Source organism: Nitrobacter hamburgensis X14 (genome assembly GCF_000013885.1).
Taxonomy (GTDB): Bacteria; Pseudomonadota; Alphaproteobacteria; order Rhizobiales; family Xanthobacteraceae; genus Nitrobacter; species Nitrobacter hamburgensis.
This window is the reverse complement of sequence record NC_007964.1, coordinates 1,143,004-1,157,523: the sequence shown is the minus strand read 5'-3', so window position 1 is coordinate 1,157,523 and position 14,520 is coordinate 1,143,004. Positions and strand designations below refer to the sequence as shown.

Annotated in this window: 15 protein-coding genes; 11 read left to right on the top strand and 4 right to left on the bottom strand. The window is 60.3% G+C overall.

The window, feature by feature from the left end:
- Nucleotides 1-236 precede the first annotated feature (236 nt).
- From NHAM_RS05290 to NHAM_RS05280, 3 genes are all read left to right on the top strand, one after another.
- Complete coding sequence (locus tag NHAM_RS05290) at nucleotides 237-1,493, top strand: Hsp70 family protein (RefSeq protein WP_011509580.1); 1,257 nt, start codon at nucleotides 237-239, stop codon at nucleotides 1,491-1,493.
- A gap of 145 nt (nucleotides 1,494-1,638) precedes the next feature.
- Complete coding sequence (locus tag NHAM_RS05285) at nucleotides 1,639-1,881, top strand: hypothetical protein (RefSeq protein WP_011509579.1); 243 nt, start codon at nucleotides 1,639-1,641, stop codon at nucleotides 1,879-1,881.
- Between the two features lie 154 nt (nucleotides 1,882-2,035).
- Nucleotides 2,036-2,296, top strand: a complete 261-nt coding sequence (locus NHAM_RS05280) for a hypothetical protein (RefSeq protein ID WP_157043539.1) — start codon at nucleotides 2,036-2,038, stop codon at nucleotides 2,294-2,296.
- Between the two features lie 48 nt (nucleotides 2,297-2,344).
- Here the strand turns inward: NHAM_RS05280 and NHAM_RS05275 are convergent, their stop codons facing one another.
- The 3 genes from NHAM_RS05275 to NHAM_RS05265 form a co-directional block, all read right to left on the bottom strand.
- Nucleotides 2,345-2,542 carry a hypothetical protein gene (locus NHAM_RS05275; RefSeq protein WP_157043538.1) on the bottom strand — a complete coding sequence of 66 codons (198 nt, stop codon included), beginning with the start codon at nucleotides 2,540-2,542 and terminating at the stop codon, nucleotides 2,345-2,347.
- Between the two features lie 341 nt (nucleotides 2,543-2,883).
- Nucleotides 2,884-3,489: a helix-turn-helix transcriptional regulator gene (locus NHAM_RS24605; RefSeq protein WP_011509576.1), complete on the bottom strand. Its 606-nt coding sequence runs from the start codon at nucleotides 3,487-3,489 to the stop codon at nucleotides 2,884-2,886.
- A gap of 25 nt (nucleotides 3,490-3,514) precedes the next feature.
- Nucleotides 3,515-4,387: a S1C family serine protease gene (locus tag NHAM_RS05265; protein ID WP_011509575.1), complete on the bottom strand. Its 873-nt coding sequence runs from the start codon at nucleotides 4,385-4,387 to the stop codon at nucleotides 3,515-3,517.
- A gap of 181 nt (nucleotides 4,388-4,568) precedes the next feature.
- Between NHAM_RS05265 and NHAM_RS05260 the strand changes: the two genes are divergently transcribed.
- Entirely contained in the window at nucleotides 4,569-5,525 is a 957-nt protein-coding gene (locus NHAM_RS05260) for a S1C family serine protease (protein WP_011509574.1), read from the top strand.
- An 85-nt stretch (nucleotides 5,526-5,610) separates the two neighbouring features.
- Here the strand turns inward: NHAM_RS05260 and NHAM_RS05255 are convergent, their stop codons facing one another.
- Nucleotides 5,611-7,125, bottom strand: a complete 1,515-nt coding sequence (locus NHAM_RS05255) for a CYTH and CHAD domain-containing protein (protein ID WP_011509573.1) — start codon at nucleotides 7,123-7,125, stop codon at nucleotides 5,611-5,613.
- Nucleotides 7,126-7,209: 84 nt separating this feature from the next.
- Between NHAM_RS05255 and NHAM_RS28020 the strand changes: the two genes are divergently transcribed.
- The 7 genes from NHAM_RS28020 to NHAM_RS05225 all read left to right on the top strand — a co-directional run bounded on the left by NHAM_RS28020 (nucleotide 7,210) and on the right by NHAM_RS05225 (nucleotide 14,514).
- On the top strand, nucleotides 7,210-7,377 hold the full coding sequence (locus tag NHAM_RS28020; RefSeq protein WP_011509572.1) for a ParB-like protein: 168 nt from the start codon (nucleotides 7,210-7,212) through the stop codon (nucleotides 7,375-7,377).
- Nucleotides 7,378-7,547: 170 nt separating this feature from the next.
- The gene (locus tag NHAM_RS05245; protein ID WP_011509571.1) at nucleotides 7,548-8,711 is read left to right on the top strand and encodes a GNAT family N-acetyltransferase; all 1,164 of its coding nucleotides are present in this window, start codon (nucleotides 7,548-7,550) and stop codon (nucleotides 8,709-8,711) included.
- 236 nt (nucleotides 8,712-8,947) lie between these two features.
- Complete coding sequence (locus NHAM_RS29220) at nucleotides 8,948-9,313, top strand: DUF2946 family protein (protein WP_011509570.1); 366 nt, start codon at nucleotides 8,948-8,950, stop codon at nucleotides 9,311-9,313.
- 96 nt (nucleotides 9,314-9,409) lie between these two features.
- A complete protein-coding gene (locus NHAM_RS05240) occupies nucleotides 9,410-11,785 on the top strand; it encodes a TonB-dependent receptor family protein (RefSeq protein WP_011509569.1) in 2,376 nt (791 codons plus the stop codon).
- Nucleotides 11,786-11,801: 16 nt separating this feature from the next.
- Nucleotides 11,802-13,010 (top strand): sialidase family protein, encoded by a 1,209-nt coding sequence (locus NHAM_RS05235; protein WP_011509568.1) that lies wholly within the window; start codon nucleotides 11,802-11,804, stop codon nucleotides 13,008-13,010.
- Nucleotides 13,007-13,504: a TlpA family protein disulfide reductase gene (locus tag NHAM_RS05230; protein WP_011509567.1), complete on the top strand. Its 498-nt coding sequence runs from the start codon at nucleotides 13,007-13,009 to the stop codon at nucleotides 13,502-13,504. Before NHAM_RS05235 ends, NHAM_RS05230 begins: the two co-directional genes overlap by 4 nt.
- A gap of 824 nt (nucleotides 13,505-14,328) precedes the next feature.
- Nucleotides 14,329-14,514: a hypothetical protein gene (locus NHAM_RS05225; protein ID WP_011509566.1), complete on the top strand. Its 186-nt coding sequence runs from the start codon at nucleotides 14,329-14,331 to the stop codon at nucleotides 14,512-14,514.
- Nucleotides 14,515-14,520 lie beyond the last annotated feature (6 nt).

Genomic DNA, 14,520 nt, shown 5'->3' with positions numbered 1-14,520 from the left:
CATCCGCGACGGATAAAATGGCTCGCCGCCAAATGACGCTTATGGACCACCGCCGATTGATTTATCAACCCGTTTTATCAAGCCGTGGGACCAAACAAATTGATCTGTGGACTGGCTTCGATCGCAACCCGCGAGTGCGGCCATTTTTCAGAACGCCCTCGATACGTCATGCAACGAGATAAAGGTGGATCGGTGGCGCTTAAATGTGTAGACGAACGCTCCTTCCTGGAGTGCTTATGTCAATTTGCGGACTCGATTTCGGGACATCAAATTCCACGCTCGGCACCATCGCCGACCGTGAGCCGGTTCTGACGGCACTGGAGGCCGACCAGACCACGATTCCCAGCGCGATTTTCTATGAAACCGGCGGCGCCGTCTTGATCGGACGCAGGGCGATTGAGGCCTATGTCGAGGGTGTGCCGGGCCGACTGATGCGCAGCCTTAAATCAGTGCTTGGCACCGCGCTGATCGACGAAACCACACGACTTGGGCGCGAGCGGACCAGCTTTCGCAACGTGATCGCTTATTACGTCGGTGCGGTGAAACGGCGCGCCGAACAAGCTATCGGTCGCGAGCTGCGACACGTCGTGCACGGCAGACCGGTTCATTTCGTCGACAACGCTCCGGATGCCGACCACAAAGCCGAGCGGATATTGTGCGATATCGCTCGCGAGGTTGGCTTCAATCAGGTTTCCTTCCAGTTTGAGCCGATTGCTGCGGCACTCGACTACGAGCGGCAGATATCGGCTGAAGAAATCGCATTGATTGCCGATATCGGCGGCGGGACATCTGACTTCTCGATCGTGCGCCTCGGGCCGAAACGTCACGGCAAGGTAGACCGTTCAGAGGATATTCTTGCCAATGATGGCATACGCATTGGCGGCACAGACTTCGATCGCCAACTCAGTCTCGGCGTCATCATGCCGTTGTTCGGCTTTGGCAGCGCCATGAAGCGTCCAGGGCTGGAGGTGCCTTCGAGTTATTTCCACGACCTGGCAACCTGGTCGAATATCAATCGGATGTACGAGCCGCGAGTGGCGTCGGATATTCGTCGGGTTCGCCGCGATGCCGATGAGCCAGCCTTGCTCGATCGGCTACTGCGCGTAGTCGCAGAGCAGCGCGGCCATACGTTGGCGATGGAGGTGGAAGAAGCCAAGATTGCTCTATCCGGTGTGCCCCGCGCAAAAATCCCGCTGGATTGGGTCGCAGCAGGCCTCAAAGCTGCCGTCAGTCGACCGGATCTCGTGAATCATACAAAACAATTGGCCGATTGTATCGGCGCCCGCGTCAAGATCTGCCTCGCGCAAGCGCACTTGACAGCGAGCCGCGTCGATGCCGTGTTCCTGACCGGCGGGTCGGTGAGGCTGGCCCATGTCCGCAACGCAATCACAAAGACACTACCCTCAGCCCGTATCGTCGAAGGCGACACCTTCGGCGCAGTCGGCAAGGGCCTCACCCTTGAGGCCCTCCACCGATATGGGCCGGAGAAATAAGCCAGGAAGCTGGCCGGCGATCTGACCGTCCCTCTTGCCCCGAGTGCGACGATGCCGACAAGATCGGGGTGAATAAGGCTTTGCCGGTAAGACGAAAGCCGAGTTTGAATCTCATCAGGAAGTAGCTGCAGCACAGGAGTATTTGATGGCAAACGATGGTTTCGAGATGGAAACTGAAAGTTCCGCAATCGCAGCATTCACGCTGGCTCAGTTCGCGTTTTGGGGTCTTATCGAGAGCGGTATTATCTCGACTGAAAAGGCCTCAGAGATGCTGGAACAAGGAATAGCAGCCCATTCCAAAGGAGATCTGGTCCATCAGAACGCTGCACAAATGCTGCAAACCATCCTTGACATGGTGCAGCGAGATCAAAGATCTCCCGTGAACTGAGCCCATCCGCTGGTGGAGTGGGCGTCGGTCGAGGGCACGCAAATTTCTTATGATCCGCTAGACGGTGGGCACGTTGCGGAGTTTTCTATCGGGGCTTCGGCTTCGCTGCCGGTCGCTCCCGGCCCCCTCTCGACTCCTCGCCAAAGAAGAAGGCATGATCGGCCCCATTTTGGTCACCCGCCGCCCCATCCGAGGATCCCCGATGGACGTCATGAATTACCCCGACAAACTGAGTGTTGTCACCGTGACCGCTTCGCGCCCGTTGATCCGGCCTGATGGCCGCTACGCCATAGAGCTTTCGACGAGCGAGCTGGGCGACATCGCATTCGAGGTAGATGAGCGGGCGCTCTTTGCATTGCGCCAAGCCATCGGTGAAATCGAAACCGAGATGAAGCGCAGGCCCGGCCGGGCCTGATTGAATCCCCAGAGGCAATCCGACGCCTGGCCGCTTACCCTAAGGTCTTTACGCCACAACTATCGCGATACCGGCGATTTCTGCTGCACGCCGGGTCGGTTCCTGATCCTGATGCCATACGCTGCTGGCACGGGTAACCCCATGATCCGCTCTGTAAACAGCCGACACCAGCGCGTTGACGCCCAACAATGTTGCGATGGTTAGAATTGCTGCCAGGACAATCTTAATTTTCAGCTCGCTTTTCATGTCGCCCTCTCCTTTCATAAGCTCCAACGGAGAAACAATGCGCACGTTCCTATCTTCCCATCTAATGTGCGGTGAGATTGACAGATTTTAAGATCCTTAACCGGCGCACTTGCGCCAGGCCGTAGTGACGATAGTGGTCGATAGATTCTAACATTCGCAAGAAGGCGCGCTGAAGCGGGATGCGAATGTTAGAATCGGACCACCAGAGCGTTTTCGAGCGAAGCATGTCCTCGGGCTTGACCCGGGGATGGATACCGGTTCGCGTGAAGAAAACGCGTCAAATCAAAATCATAGAGCCCGCTTCCGATTCCGCTTCCGATTCCATCAGAAGCGAAAAGGCTCTAGACCAGCACCAGCCCCTGCCGCATAGCGGTGGCGATGGCATCGGTGCGGTTGGCGGCGCCAAGCTTCACAAGGAGCGCCGCGACGTGGAACTTGACGGTGTGGACCGAAATCCCGAGCCGGCGGGCGATCACTTTGTTGGGTGCGCCTTCGGCAAGCAACGCCAGCACCTCCGCTTCGCGCGGCGACAGGTGGATGGGGAGGCTGGCCGCAGTCTCTTCAGGATCGTTGGCAACCTCGTCAGAGAGACGAGCCGAAGCGCTGAGCGTACCTCCGGTTATCCGATAGCCGGCAGCCGCCAGGCGTGCCGCCGCGGCAATCAGAACAGGATCGGCATCAGCGCCAAGCGTTGCAGCGACAGTGCCGCGCGTGATTGCCGCGCTGTCGCGGCCGGAAAGCAGCACGACGGGCGTGCCCGGCGGCAAGCTTTTCACGGTCGCAACGTCGTCGACGACCGCAACCTCCGCGTGGTCGGGTTCCATATCCTCCCCAACCAACGCAATGACGCCGCCCAATCCGGCCAGCGATGCGGCAAGACGCTCGCCGCGACTGGCATCGCTGAGCGCGACGAGAACGAGAAGGCTGACCTCGCCGTCGTGTCTCATCAGCACCGTCTGTCCCTCATGCCGTTCAGCTCAATGGCTTCTCGCCAATGGTAACCGTCACATCGCGCGCCTCGCCGCCACGCAATACGCCAAGCGTGACCGCAGCGCTTGCACTGTCCGGTCCCAGTCTGCGGATCAATTCGCGTGGTCCGCGCACCTTCTCGCCGTTCCAACTGACGACGATGTCGCCCAGCACAATACCGGCCGCCTTCGCCGGTCCTTCTTCATCGAGGCCGACAACGATGGCGCCCTGTACATCGGTGTGATGGATCGGGTGCAGCCCGGCGCCAAGATAGCCGCGCACGACATGGCCCTTGCTCCTTAACGTCGCGACCGTGCGCTCAATCGTCTCAAAGGGGATGACCAGCGCCCGCCTGCGCGGACCAAACAGCAACATCCCGACCAGTCCGCCCCGGGCGTCCAGCACCGGTCCGCCCTCGAAGCGCCCCCCCGTCATCACCGCCAGATTGATCCGACGATCGATGGTGCCGCCGCGCAGCGAGCGCCACGCCGGCCCGACCTCGCCCACGGTTCCGAGCACAGCGAGCGACGAAGCCCCCTCACGCCCCGCTACGACGATGAGGTGGCCGGGCCGTACCGGACCGGCTTTCTCAAGGACAGGCGCGACGGCAGCAGTCGCCGAGTTAAACAGTGCGATGCCGGTCGATGGATCGCGACCGACCAGTTTTGTCGTGACGGTCTCCCCGGAAGCGAGCGAGAGCCGCAGATCCTCGTCCGGCTCGACAGCCTCCTCGGCGGCGACATAGAATCCATCGCCCCAATGAAAGGCCGTTGCGGTGCGGCCATGCTGGGTCACGAAACTGGCGGTGGTCGGTGCGGCCTGTTCGGCAATGCCGGCGACCGCGTCGGAAAAAGCACCAAGATCGAAACTGCTCATCACTCCCTCCCGGGTTCGGTCCTTCGAGACTTTCGATACCCGGATATTGTCGTGCCGCGGCGCACTTCCTACTCGCCCGACGGCTAGGGTGTGCGCCCACTGGCCATCCGGTCAGGTCGCGGAGCGACGGCGCACCCAGCACATATGGGCATCCGCTTCTTGTCTTGCCTGGAACGCTCCTATGGCTCTACCCGCGCCCGAACCGCAGCCGGATGACTCCCGCCTGCTCGATAGCTATTCCGCCACCGTCACCGACGCCGTCGACCGTATCGGTCCAGCCGTGTGCCGGATCGAACCCGTTGGCGCCCACCGCGATGCCGGACTAGGCTCCGGCTTCGTCATCGCGCCGGACGGTTTGATCGTCACCAATTTCCATGTTGTCGGCGATGCGCGCGCTGTGCGCGTCGCCACGCCTGATGGCGCGTCCACAGAAGGTCGGGTGCTCGGTCGCGACCCCGACACCGACGTCGCGTTGGTGCGCGCAGACGGGCATTTCTCCGACATCGCACCACTCGGCGATTCCGGGCGCCTCCGCCGCGGCCAGATCGCCATTGCCATCGGCAATCCGCTCGGCTTTGAGTGGACGGTGACGGCCGGCGTCGTCTCGGCGCTAGGCCGCTCCATGCGCGCCTCGACCGGACGACTGATCGACGACGTGATCCAGACCGACGCCGCGCTCAATCCCGGCAATTCCGGCGGCCCCCTGGTCTCGTCGGCAGGCGAGGTGATCGGCGTCAACACCGCCATGATCCGCGGCGCGCAAGGCATCGCCTTCGCCGTCGCTTCCAACACCGCCAGTTTCGTCATTGCCGAAATCATCCGCTTCGGCCATGTGCGCCGCGCCTTCATTGGCGTCTCGGCCGACACGGTCGTGTTGCCGCGCCGCGCCGCGCTGATGTCGCAAGTGACGAGCCGTACTGCCGTGCGGTTGCACTCGATCGAGGCGCATGCGCCTGCGGCAAAAGCCGGCCTGAAGGAAGGCGACATCATCGCGGCGATAGACGGCCGTGCCGTTGGCGGAGTGGACGATCTGGTACGCATGCTCACCGCTGAAAGGATCGACAGGGAAACGGTGTTTACAGTAGTCGGCCGCGCTGGGGTCAGGCAGATAACAGTAATTCCAACGGCGCGCCGCTGACTGCGAAACATCCATTGGATGAGTCGGGACCTGGTTGGCGGTAGCCAATCCGCGCCTGACAGTTTTCGCGGGTCGAGTGACGAACTCACCGATTCCAGAATGTCTCCGCCGTCTTGAATCGTCGCCATCTTTTGCGCAGCGCTTTCGCCGCCACCAACTGGTCGCGTGCCTGCCAGCCGGTGACCACGCCGGCGGCGAGAGCGAGCGCGGGTTGATCGTTCCGCCGGATTACATCGATCAGAGTGCGGCTGCTGGCGATGTCGCATGCTCCGCCGAGCGCGGCTTGAAGCCCGGCGAGGCGCTTCACGTAGCGCTTTACAGGTAAGTGAGCCGCATAAAGCGGTAACAGGAACTCCGCCGCGTAGCGCAATTTCTTGACGTCAATTCTGAGCCTGTGTTGCATGGCGGAGTCGAGGCGATTGAAATGCACGCCACGCTTGAGCGCCTTACGATGAAGTCGCGCTAAAATCTTGTCCGCGAGTCCCAGCATTGGCCGCGACAGGACGACCAGCGCCTCGCTGTCGATTTCATTGCGCCAGCCACGACGTTCTATCATGTGGCCCAGCGTGAGCAGAAAACGGCTGCAACGGGGATCGGCGAGAGCAGCCTGCACGGCGCCGTAGTTCGACTGGCGCTGCCGCTCGACCACCTCGCGCAAGCCGCTCAGGTCGATCTCCGGGATGGTTGTAGCCAGGCGAGTGGCGGTCTCCGCGAACACATCCCAGTCCCGCGTCCGTCCGAGCTGCTGCATCACCCACTTTGCTTCGGTGCTGACCGCCTGAAATACCGGCGACGGTATATAGTGCTGGAACATCGTGCAGACCGTCCGCAAACGGCGCAGCGCAACGCGCATCTGGTGCACCCCTTCTGGATCTGTCTCCTCCTGCGCCACCTCGCTATTCTTCACGAGATGATGCCAGCATGATCCCATCAGGCGCGCGATGACGTTGTCGACGACCTCGTCCGCGGCAATATCGGGCAGCCTGGCCTTCGTCGCTGACCGCTCGAGATCAAACGCGAGCATGTAGCCACGCTCCGCCGTATTGCAGACACTGAATTGCAGGGGCGCAGCGCCGAGCAGTTGTCCTCCGAGATCGAGCAGAACACCCGCATTGCCGCTCTTCAATTTGAGTTTGATTTCAAATACAGCTTCTTGTTGCGTACCGGCCTCGATCGTCCCTTCGTCGAATACGATGTCCGCCGACGCATCGGGGAAATCGAGCCGCTGCACATATCTGCGAACCTTCGTCGTGAAAACCGGCACCAACGTATTCTTGATCTGCGCCATTATCGGATGGCCGATTTCATCGGCGGGAAGCCGTGCCAAATCCGGAACGATACTGTCAACCGGCACATCCCGCTGCCGTCGTCCCAGAGGCCTGCCGTCGGCGGGTGGAAGCTTTAATGTTTGAACGAAATGCCGGCCGTTGCGCCGCACGCGCAATGATATGCCATGTCGAAATAGCAGTTGCTTCGCGGTATCGTAGTAGACCGATTCGAGCCGACGCAACGTGGCGCGATTGCGCGTATGCTGTATGACGACAGGCAACTCGCGCACCTTTTCGAAGGCTCCTCGCGATGCAAGCAGCCTCAACTCCATTCCCTCTTGTCCAGCTATTGGAGCAAGACTGGCGGCTGCGCGTTCAACGATATCTCCGTCGACGTCTTGCATGAATGCTTCACGATGGCTCTGGGGTTTTCGTTAGCTTACGCCTTCCTGACCGTGCTCGACAACCGCGCCGGAATGCACCCGTTCGATACCTCCGGCCGGCGGCGTCCCTACAACGATCTTCCCAAGAGCGTTGACAAACTCGTCCGGCAAACCATGCCGCTCGATCATCGACGCCGCTAATCTGAAGGCGCACCGTGCCGCCGCGAGCCTTTTTACCGGCATGGACAGTATCGAGGCTGTTTGTGACAGCACTTGCCCAAGGTGAAACCCGGAACTGCTCTCTCGCCGGCGCGTTGGTTCCTGACGACAAAACTGAGACGAAAGGCTGAGCAAAGCAGCCAGAACGGCGCATGGAACAGCACATTCCGGCCCCTGATTCCCTTTCGGTCGCACCGATCAGCCGCGACGAATTGCGAACCTGTGAGGCGTGGCGGACTGCCTTCGCCGACCGGCGCAAGGATCACCGCTACTACGAGATCATTGCGGACACGATCCGCGATCGCTTCGAGTATGGTTATTTCGCGATCCGCGATGCGTCAGGCCGGGTGCTGGCGGTGCAGCCATATTTTCTGCTCGACCAGGATGTCCTGGAAGGCGTCAAGCTCGATGGTTGGTCGCTCGTCGCAAGCATCCGCCGCCGCTATCCACGTTTCCTGAAACTGCGCACACTGATGCTCGGCTGCACGGCAGGCGAAGGGCATCTCGCGACCAGCGCGCACCTTTCGTCCACGGCCATCGCCATGGCCTTGGCGCAAGGTATCGTTGCCCAGGCGCGTGCGTTGGGTGCGCAGATGATTGTGCTCAAGGAATTTCCGCGCGGCGATCGTCGCGATCTTGCGTGTTTCGAGCGCGAAGGGTTCGGTCGCGCGCCGAGCATGCCGATGACCATACTCGACATCGACTATGACAGTTTCGATGACTACATGCAGAAAGCATTAAGCGCGAAGACGCGCCGTCATCTGCGCAAGAAATTCCTCGGCACTGAAAACTCCGGTCTCGCCATGACGGTGGCCGATAATGCGGCGAGCTTCATCGACGAGCTCTATCCGCTCTATTTGCAGACCTACGAGCACTCGAACTTTCATTTCGAGAAACTGACCAGGGATTACTTCCGCCGTCTCGGCTGCGAGATGAGCGACAAGACCCGCTTCTTCATCTGGGATCGCGGCAATACCCTGATGGCGTTCGCTCTATGCATGGTCGAGGGCGACGATATCTTTGCCGAGTATATCGGCCTCGATTACGACTTCGCGTTCGACCTCCATCTCTATCACTACATTACGCGCGACATGATCAGCTGGGCGATGGCCCATGGCTACAAGCGCTTCCGCAGCAGCGGGCTGAATTACGATCCCAAGCTGCACCTGCGCCATCGGCTCGATCCCATTGATCTTTATGTGCGGCTTGTCTCGCCGTTCGCCAACCGGATCCTGCGGTTGGTGCTGCCATGGATCGTCCCGGTGCGCTACGACGCGACATTGCGGAAGTTTTCCGACTATCATGAGATGTGGTGAGGTGTGCCATCGACGAAAACGGAGGCCGCCAGGCCATGCGTCCCGTCACCGGCCCTCCGTCGCCGGCTACCCCTCACCAAGGGCCGGGATACTCGCTCAAATGCAACTCCGCGGCGGCCTCATTATAATAATGCGATATAATAGTGCGATCGCACACCGACCTCCGGGCAGTGAGGCCCAGACTCGACGCCCATACTCAATCATGTTACCGGCAGGAATCGGGCTGAGGTGCAATAATGCGGCGGGCATTTAGCAAATTCCTACCTATTGTATTGTTCGCGCTGTGGGCACAGATCCTTGCGCCCATCGTGCCGTATTTGCTGACGGCTGCCGCGGCCGACCCGTCTCACTCGGAGATATGCTCCAGTCATCCGTCATCGGACCAGGGCGATCGACAGGCTCCGGCTCCCGTCCATGATTGCTGCTATGCACTGTGCCCGGCCCATGCGGGCGTTGGACAGGCGCTGCTCGGCGGCCTGCCGATCCATTCCCTTAACATTGAGCGTGAGCCACAACGCGTCGTTTGGCTCGATCGTGCTTCGACCCTCTTGCCGCACAGGTTGCATAGTCCTGTGCAGGCGCGCGCGCCGCCTGCGCCCTGACTCAAAGCTTTTGATCGTGCACTAGCGGGCCATCAGCTTGTCCGCGCCATTTTCATTGCATCAACCGGCGGGCATCCCCGGTATCAGGAATATCCCATGTTTCGCTCTCGCGTCCTTTCGGGCGTCAGCGCGCTGGCGTTGCTCGCTGTTTGCGACGATGCTGCCGCACAGACCGCCGTCCAGACACTGCCAGGCATTACGGTCGAAGCCCCGCGCCCTGCCCAAGCCAGTCCGCGCAAAAAGCGAACGGTCGCGCGCCGCACCGCTCCGAGACCGTCACAGCCGCGGCCGACCGTGGCGGCAAAGCCATCGCCCGTATCCATCGATTCGAACCTTGCGATCCTTTACCAGGCGCCGGGCGGGCAGACCCAAACATCCATTGGCCGCGATCAATTTGACAACCGGCCGTCTTTCTCCGTGGCCGACGTGTTGCGCGACAGCCCGGGCATCTCCGTCAAACAAGGGAACGGACCTCGGGACTTCGGCATCTCGATTCGCGGATCGAACGCGCGAAACGGCTATGGCATTCGCAACCTGGTGATCTTTGACGACGGCTTCCCGGTCACCCAGCCTGACGGATTGTCCCGCAGCGACCTAATCGATCCTCGTGCCTACGGGGCCATCGACGTCATCCGGGGTCCGTCTTCAGCGCTTTACGGCAATTACGCGACCGGCGGCGCGCTGAACTTCAGGACCCGTCGTGGCGCCGAGATCAACGGAATAGAGTACGGTCTCGATGCCGGAAGCTACGGCTACCTCAACAACTATCTGACCGCCGGCAAGAAGATCGGAAACTTCGAGGCTTCGCTGTTCGCGAGCGACGTGCGCGGCGACGGCTATTTCGGCAATAGCTGGTTCAATACCCAGACCGTGAACTTCCTGGGGACGCTGCAGGCGACGCCGGACGATCGTTTCACCTTCAAGCTGATCAACAACATGCTGGATGCGCGCATCCCGATCCGGTCCTCGCTCAATCAATTCGACACCAACCCTTTCCAGCGCGGCTGTGCGACGGCCGCGACGGCCGCTCCCGGCTGCGGCACGGTCACGCTGTTCAACAACGGCTTCAACGCGACCGCCGGGACCGACCGCGAAACGGCCGAGCAGGCCGGGCTCGGCCGCACCGATCGCCGGACCATTGTCGGCGGCCGCTGGGAACACGATTTCGACAACCAGACCACCTGGCGCAACCAGTTCGTGTTCGACGATCGCAATATCAACCAGCCGACCGGCACCACGAGCGCGATCGGCGATTATCCGTCCTATAATTTCATGAGCGACGTCGTCAGGCGGAGCCAGTTGCTTGGCATGGACGCGACCAGCTATGTCGGCGTGTTCTACAACACTCTGAACTGGTCCGGTGACACGCGTAACGTGATGCCCGGGGGGAACGCCACGCTCGGCCGGCTATCGTCGAATATCACCGGCGAACACACCAATTACGGTGTCCGCGCGCGCGAAGAACTCAGGCTTACCGATTCATGGACGGCCATCGCCGGTATCGGGTGGGAGACGACGCATCTAAAGGGCATCAATACAGCTTACGCCTATGCCGGACCAACGGGAATCGCGACCACGGCGATCAAAAGCGCGGACCGCCAATTCCAGAACACCGCGCCGGAATTCGCGCTGCAATACCGCGCGAACAAGGACTGGCTCTTCCATGCGCGGGTCGCGACCGGCTACGGGACGCCACAGGTCGGAAACCTGTTCGTGCTGCCAAATGGCCAGAACGGCAACAACACGCAGCTCAATCCCCAAAAGAACCTCGGTTACGATCTCGGCTTTGACTGGACACCGGATCCCACGCTCAGGGTGAGCGCGACCGGCTTCTACGAGTTCTTCCGCGATGAACTGGTCACACAGGCAACGCCCCTCGGCGCGCCCAATTCGAGCTACACGTTCAATGCCCCGAAATCCGAGCACCGGGGCGTCGAGCTGTTGGCGGACTGGCGCTTCCTGCCAAACTGGCGGGTGACAGCCGCTTATACTTATCTCGACGAGATTTACACCAGCTACACCGAGAATATCAACAATGGCGCCACTTTCGGCTTCAATCGGGCGGGCAACAAAATTCCCGGCGTATCGCCGAACGAACTGACGGCGCGGCTTTCCTATGACCAACTCTCTGGATCCTTGAAAGGCGTCGGTGCATTCGTCGAGTTCCAGTGGAAGGACGCATTCTACATGGACAACGCCAATCTCCTGAAGGCTCCCGGCTACGATCTGGTCAACCTCAACCTGCACTACGACAGGCCCCTGCAATCGGACTACCTGAAGTCGCTTCATCTTTTCTTCGAAGTGCGGAACGTCTTCGACAAGACATATGTGGCATCCGCCAACAATATCGCGAATTCGGTAACCGGCGCGGGCATTCAAAACCCCGCGAGCATCCTGGCCAATACCGGCGGCTCCATCTATGCCGGGTCGCCGCGCACGTTCATCGCCGGAATGAGGCTTGCGTTTCGATAGCATGAGGTGTGTGACCATGATCAGAACAGCAACCCTTGCTGCGATCGCGCTCCTCTTGCAGGGCGCCGCAAGCGCGCAAATGAGCCATCATTACGTATCGGAGGCCGCCTGCGATACGGCCGAACTGCGATGCGCCACCAAGGTCACGCCGGCATTCGCCCCGGACGGGACCTTGTGGCTGGCGTGGATGGCAGGCGGCCGCATTTCGGTGGCCAGTTCCAGAGATCGCGGAAAAACCTTTTCAACGCCGGTCGCAATCGTCGATCAACCGCTCGCGTTGGATTGGGGACCCGATGCACGCCCCAAGATGGTCGTTGACCGCCACAACCGGATCGCCATCGCCTTTTCGATTTTCAGGGACAAGAACTTCAACGGCGAGGTGTTGCACACGCGCTCGGTGGATGGAGGCCACAGCTTCGCCAAGCCCGTGCCCATTACGCCGAACACGGAAAGTCAGCGCTTCGAGCAGCTCGCGCTGGATGCCGACGGCTCGATCTTCGTGGCTTGGCTCGACAAGCGCAACCGGGCGCAGGCGCGCGCTGACAATCGAAGCTATAACGGGGCGGGGTTGTTCTTTGCATGGTCGAAGGACGGCGGCGGGACTTACTCCGAAGCCCGCATGGTGAAGGACAACACCTGCGAGTGCTGCCGGATCTCCGTCGCATTTGCAGGCCTTGGCCGGCCGGCCGTTCTGTTTCGCAATATCTTCCCGGGTAGCGTTCGGGACCATGCGATCGTCACCTTCAGGGATCCGGCTACGCCGGGAGAGATCTATCGCGTGAGCCACGACGACTGGAAGACCGAGGCGTGCCCGCATCAGGGGCCGAGCCTCGCCATTTCGCCGGGGGGGACCTATCATGCGGTCTGGTTTACCGGCGGCGGAATTCGAAAGGGTTTGTTCTATGCGCGCTCGACCGACGGTGGACAGACGTTTTCCGAGCCAACGGCCGTCGGCAGGCCGGACCGGAACGCATCCCGCCCCTACGTGGTGGCGAGCGCCTCGGGCACCGCGATCGTCTGGAAAGAATTCGACGGCGAGAAGACAACTGTGAAGCTTATGACATCCCGCGACGACGGGAGAACCTGGTCGCAACCGAAGGTCATCGCTGCGACAACCGACGCGTCCGATCATCCTTTACTTGTGAGTCATGGACGCGAGACCTTCCTGTCCTGGATGACCAAGGCTGACGGCTACCGCATCGTGCCGATCGGGGACGCACCATGAAGCGTCAATTATTATTTGCGGTCGCGTTCGTATGGGCGCTGCTCCCGCAACATCTTGCCGCGCACGATCAATTGCACGCATTCCAGCGCGGAAGCTGGCAAGCCATTCTCCATGCACACGCCGGCCGTCCCACGATGGTCAATTTCTGGGGCGTCACTTGCGGCCCTTGCAAGGTCGAGCTGCCGCTGCTCGGGAAGTTCGTCAAAGACAATCCGGGTGTCGATGTCGTAACGGTCAATGCCGACCTCGTTCCGAACGCGCCCGAAGCAACGCTGTCGATGCTTGCAAAGGCAGGCCTATCGTCAGTTGAAAACTGGACCTTCAGCGACGGTTTCGTCGAACGGCTGCGCTTCGAGATCGATCCCAACTGGCAGGGCGACATACCGCGCACGATGTTGATCGCGCGCGATGGCAAAGTCACGATCATGGAAGGCATCGTCGATTTCGCCGATGTGAGGAAATGGTTCGACGCTCAACCGATCGAAGCGAGATGAAAAGCTTCGGCCCGGCAGTCCGCCAGCTACCAGGCAGGACCATTTGACGCGATTCCACGTCGCGCTCTCGGCAGCCTACGCTTTATCCAGGAGTTGTCCAGGATTGCGCGGGCCTCCGAACCGTTGATCACGGTGACTTGCATCCTAAAAAACGCCGAGAGGAACCGTGTATTTGCTCCAGATCAAAGACCTCTTGTGAGGGATATGCATCCTTGACTCGTTAGGAAAGGAGATCCTCATGCCAACCGAAACAATCATTGTGGCCGGGTTTGTTACCGCTGTCATAACTATATTCTCGCTAACTATTGCTTATGGCCAGCGTCAGACCACGGCTTACCGCCGTGAACACCCGCAAAAGTAAGCGCGCTGGGCTGCATCAATCGCGACCGTGCCGCTCCAAACATCCGGACAGTCGCATGAAGCCAGCGTGAAGAAGCATGGCGACGGACGGCGCTTCGCTGTCCTCGCCCGCTCCAAACGCTTCCATAGTATCGCACCCGACCTTGCGGTCGGATGCTTTGACCAGAGAGTTGGCGCGGTAGGCGCTGTATTTCTCGACATAAGCACGACAACTATACGGCGTCGGCAGCGGATCGCCCGAATCGGAGCTTTCCTGCGGAAACTCAACCGTTCATCACTGCATCGCAGAACAGATCCCTGAACCTGATAGCGGGACTTCGTTCGTTGCGTTGTTACTACCGATTGGCGCGCTTGCCGGTGTTCCCGGTAGTAGCGTTGTTCTCTTTACGTCCCACACCAGCTTTACATCACGTGACCATCTTCGTAAGACGCACTATCCTCAACAAATGATGGACACCTGAGAAATGGCGAAGAAGGCCAAGAAGAAAATTGTTCGCAAGCTTTTCACAAAGGACGATGTGAAGACGCTCAAGGCTCATTCAAAAGCCAGGACGCCGGTCGCAAAGATCGCCAAGCAGATGAAGCGCACCGAAGGCTCGCTTCGTCAGAAGGCCATCAAGCTTGGGATCGGTCTTGGACATATGAGGTAGAACCAG

What these genes read in the sequence shown, in the direction of transcription:
- NHAM_RS05235 (WP_011509568.1), top strand. Translation starts at nt 11,802, where the DNA reads ATGATCAGAACAGCAACCCTTGCTGCGATCGCGCTCCTCTTGCAGGGC.
- NHAM_RS05260 (WP_011509574.1), top strand. Translation starts at nt 4,569, where the DNA reads ATGGCTCTACCCGCGCCCGAACCGCAGCCGGATGACTCCCGCCTGCTC.
- NHAM_RS05240 (WP_011509569.1), top strand. Translation starts at nt 9,410, where the DNA reads ATGTTTCGCTCTCGCGTCCTTTCGGGCGTCAGCGCGCTGGCGTTGCTC.
- NHAM_RS29220 (WP_011509570.1), top strand. Translation starts at nt 8,948, where the DNA reads ATGCGGCGGGCATTTAGCAAATTCCTACCTATTGTATTGTTCGCGCTG.
- NHAM_RS05285 (WP_011509579.1), top strand. Translation starts at nt 1,639, where the DNA reads ATGGCAAACGATGGTTTCGAGATGGAAACTGAAAGTTCCGCAATCGCA.
- NHAM_RS05225 (WP_011509566.1), top strand. Translation starts at nt 14,329, where the DNA reads ATGGCGAAGAAGGCCAAGAAGAAAATTGTTCGCAAGCTTTTCACAAAG.
- NHAM_RS05290 (WP_011509580.1), top strand. Translation starts at nt 237, where the DNA reads ATGTCAATTTGCGGACTCGATTTCGGGACATCAAATTCCACGCTCGGC.
- NHAM_RS05255 (WP_011509573.1), bottom strand. Translation starts at nt 7,125, where the DNA reads ATGGAGTTGAGGCTGCTTGCATCGCGAGGAGCCTTCGAAAAGGTGCGC.
- NHAM_RS24605 (WP_011509576.1), bottom strand. Translation starts at nt 3,489, where the DNA reads ATGAGACACGACGGCGAGGTCAGCCTTCTCGTTCTCGTCGCGCTCAGC.
- NHAM_RS28020 (WP_011509572.1), top strand. Translation starts at nt 7,210, where the DNA reads ATGGCTCTGGGGTTTTCGTTAGCTTACGCCTTCCTGACCGTGCTCGAC.
- NHAM_RS05280 (WP_157043539.1), top strand. Translation starts at nt 2,036, where the DNA reads ATGATCGGCCCCATTTTGGTCACCCGCCGCCCCATCCGAGGATCCCCG.
- NHAM_RS05265 (WP_011509575.1), bottom strand. Translation starts at nt 4,387, where the DNA reads ATGAGCAGTTTCGATCTTGGTGCTTTTTCCGACGCGGTCGCCGGCATT.
- NHAM_RS05245 (WP_011509571.1), top strand. Translation starts at nt 7,548, where the DNA reads ATGGAACAGCACATTCCGGCCCCTGATTCCCTTTCGGTCGCACCGATC.
- NHAM_RS05275 (WP_157043538.1), bottom strand. Translation starts at nt 2,542, where the DNA reads ATGAAAAGCGAGCTGAAAATTAAGATTGTCCTGGCAGCAATTCTAACC.
- NHAM_RS05230 (WP_011509567.1), top strand. Translation starts at nt 13,007, where the DNA reads ATGAAGCGTCAATTATTATTTGCGGTCGCGTTCGTATGGGCGCTGCTC.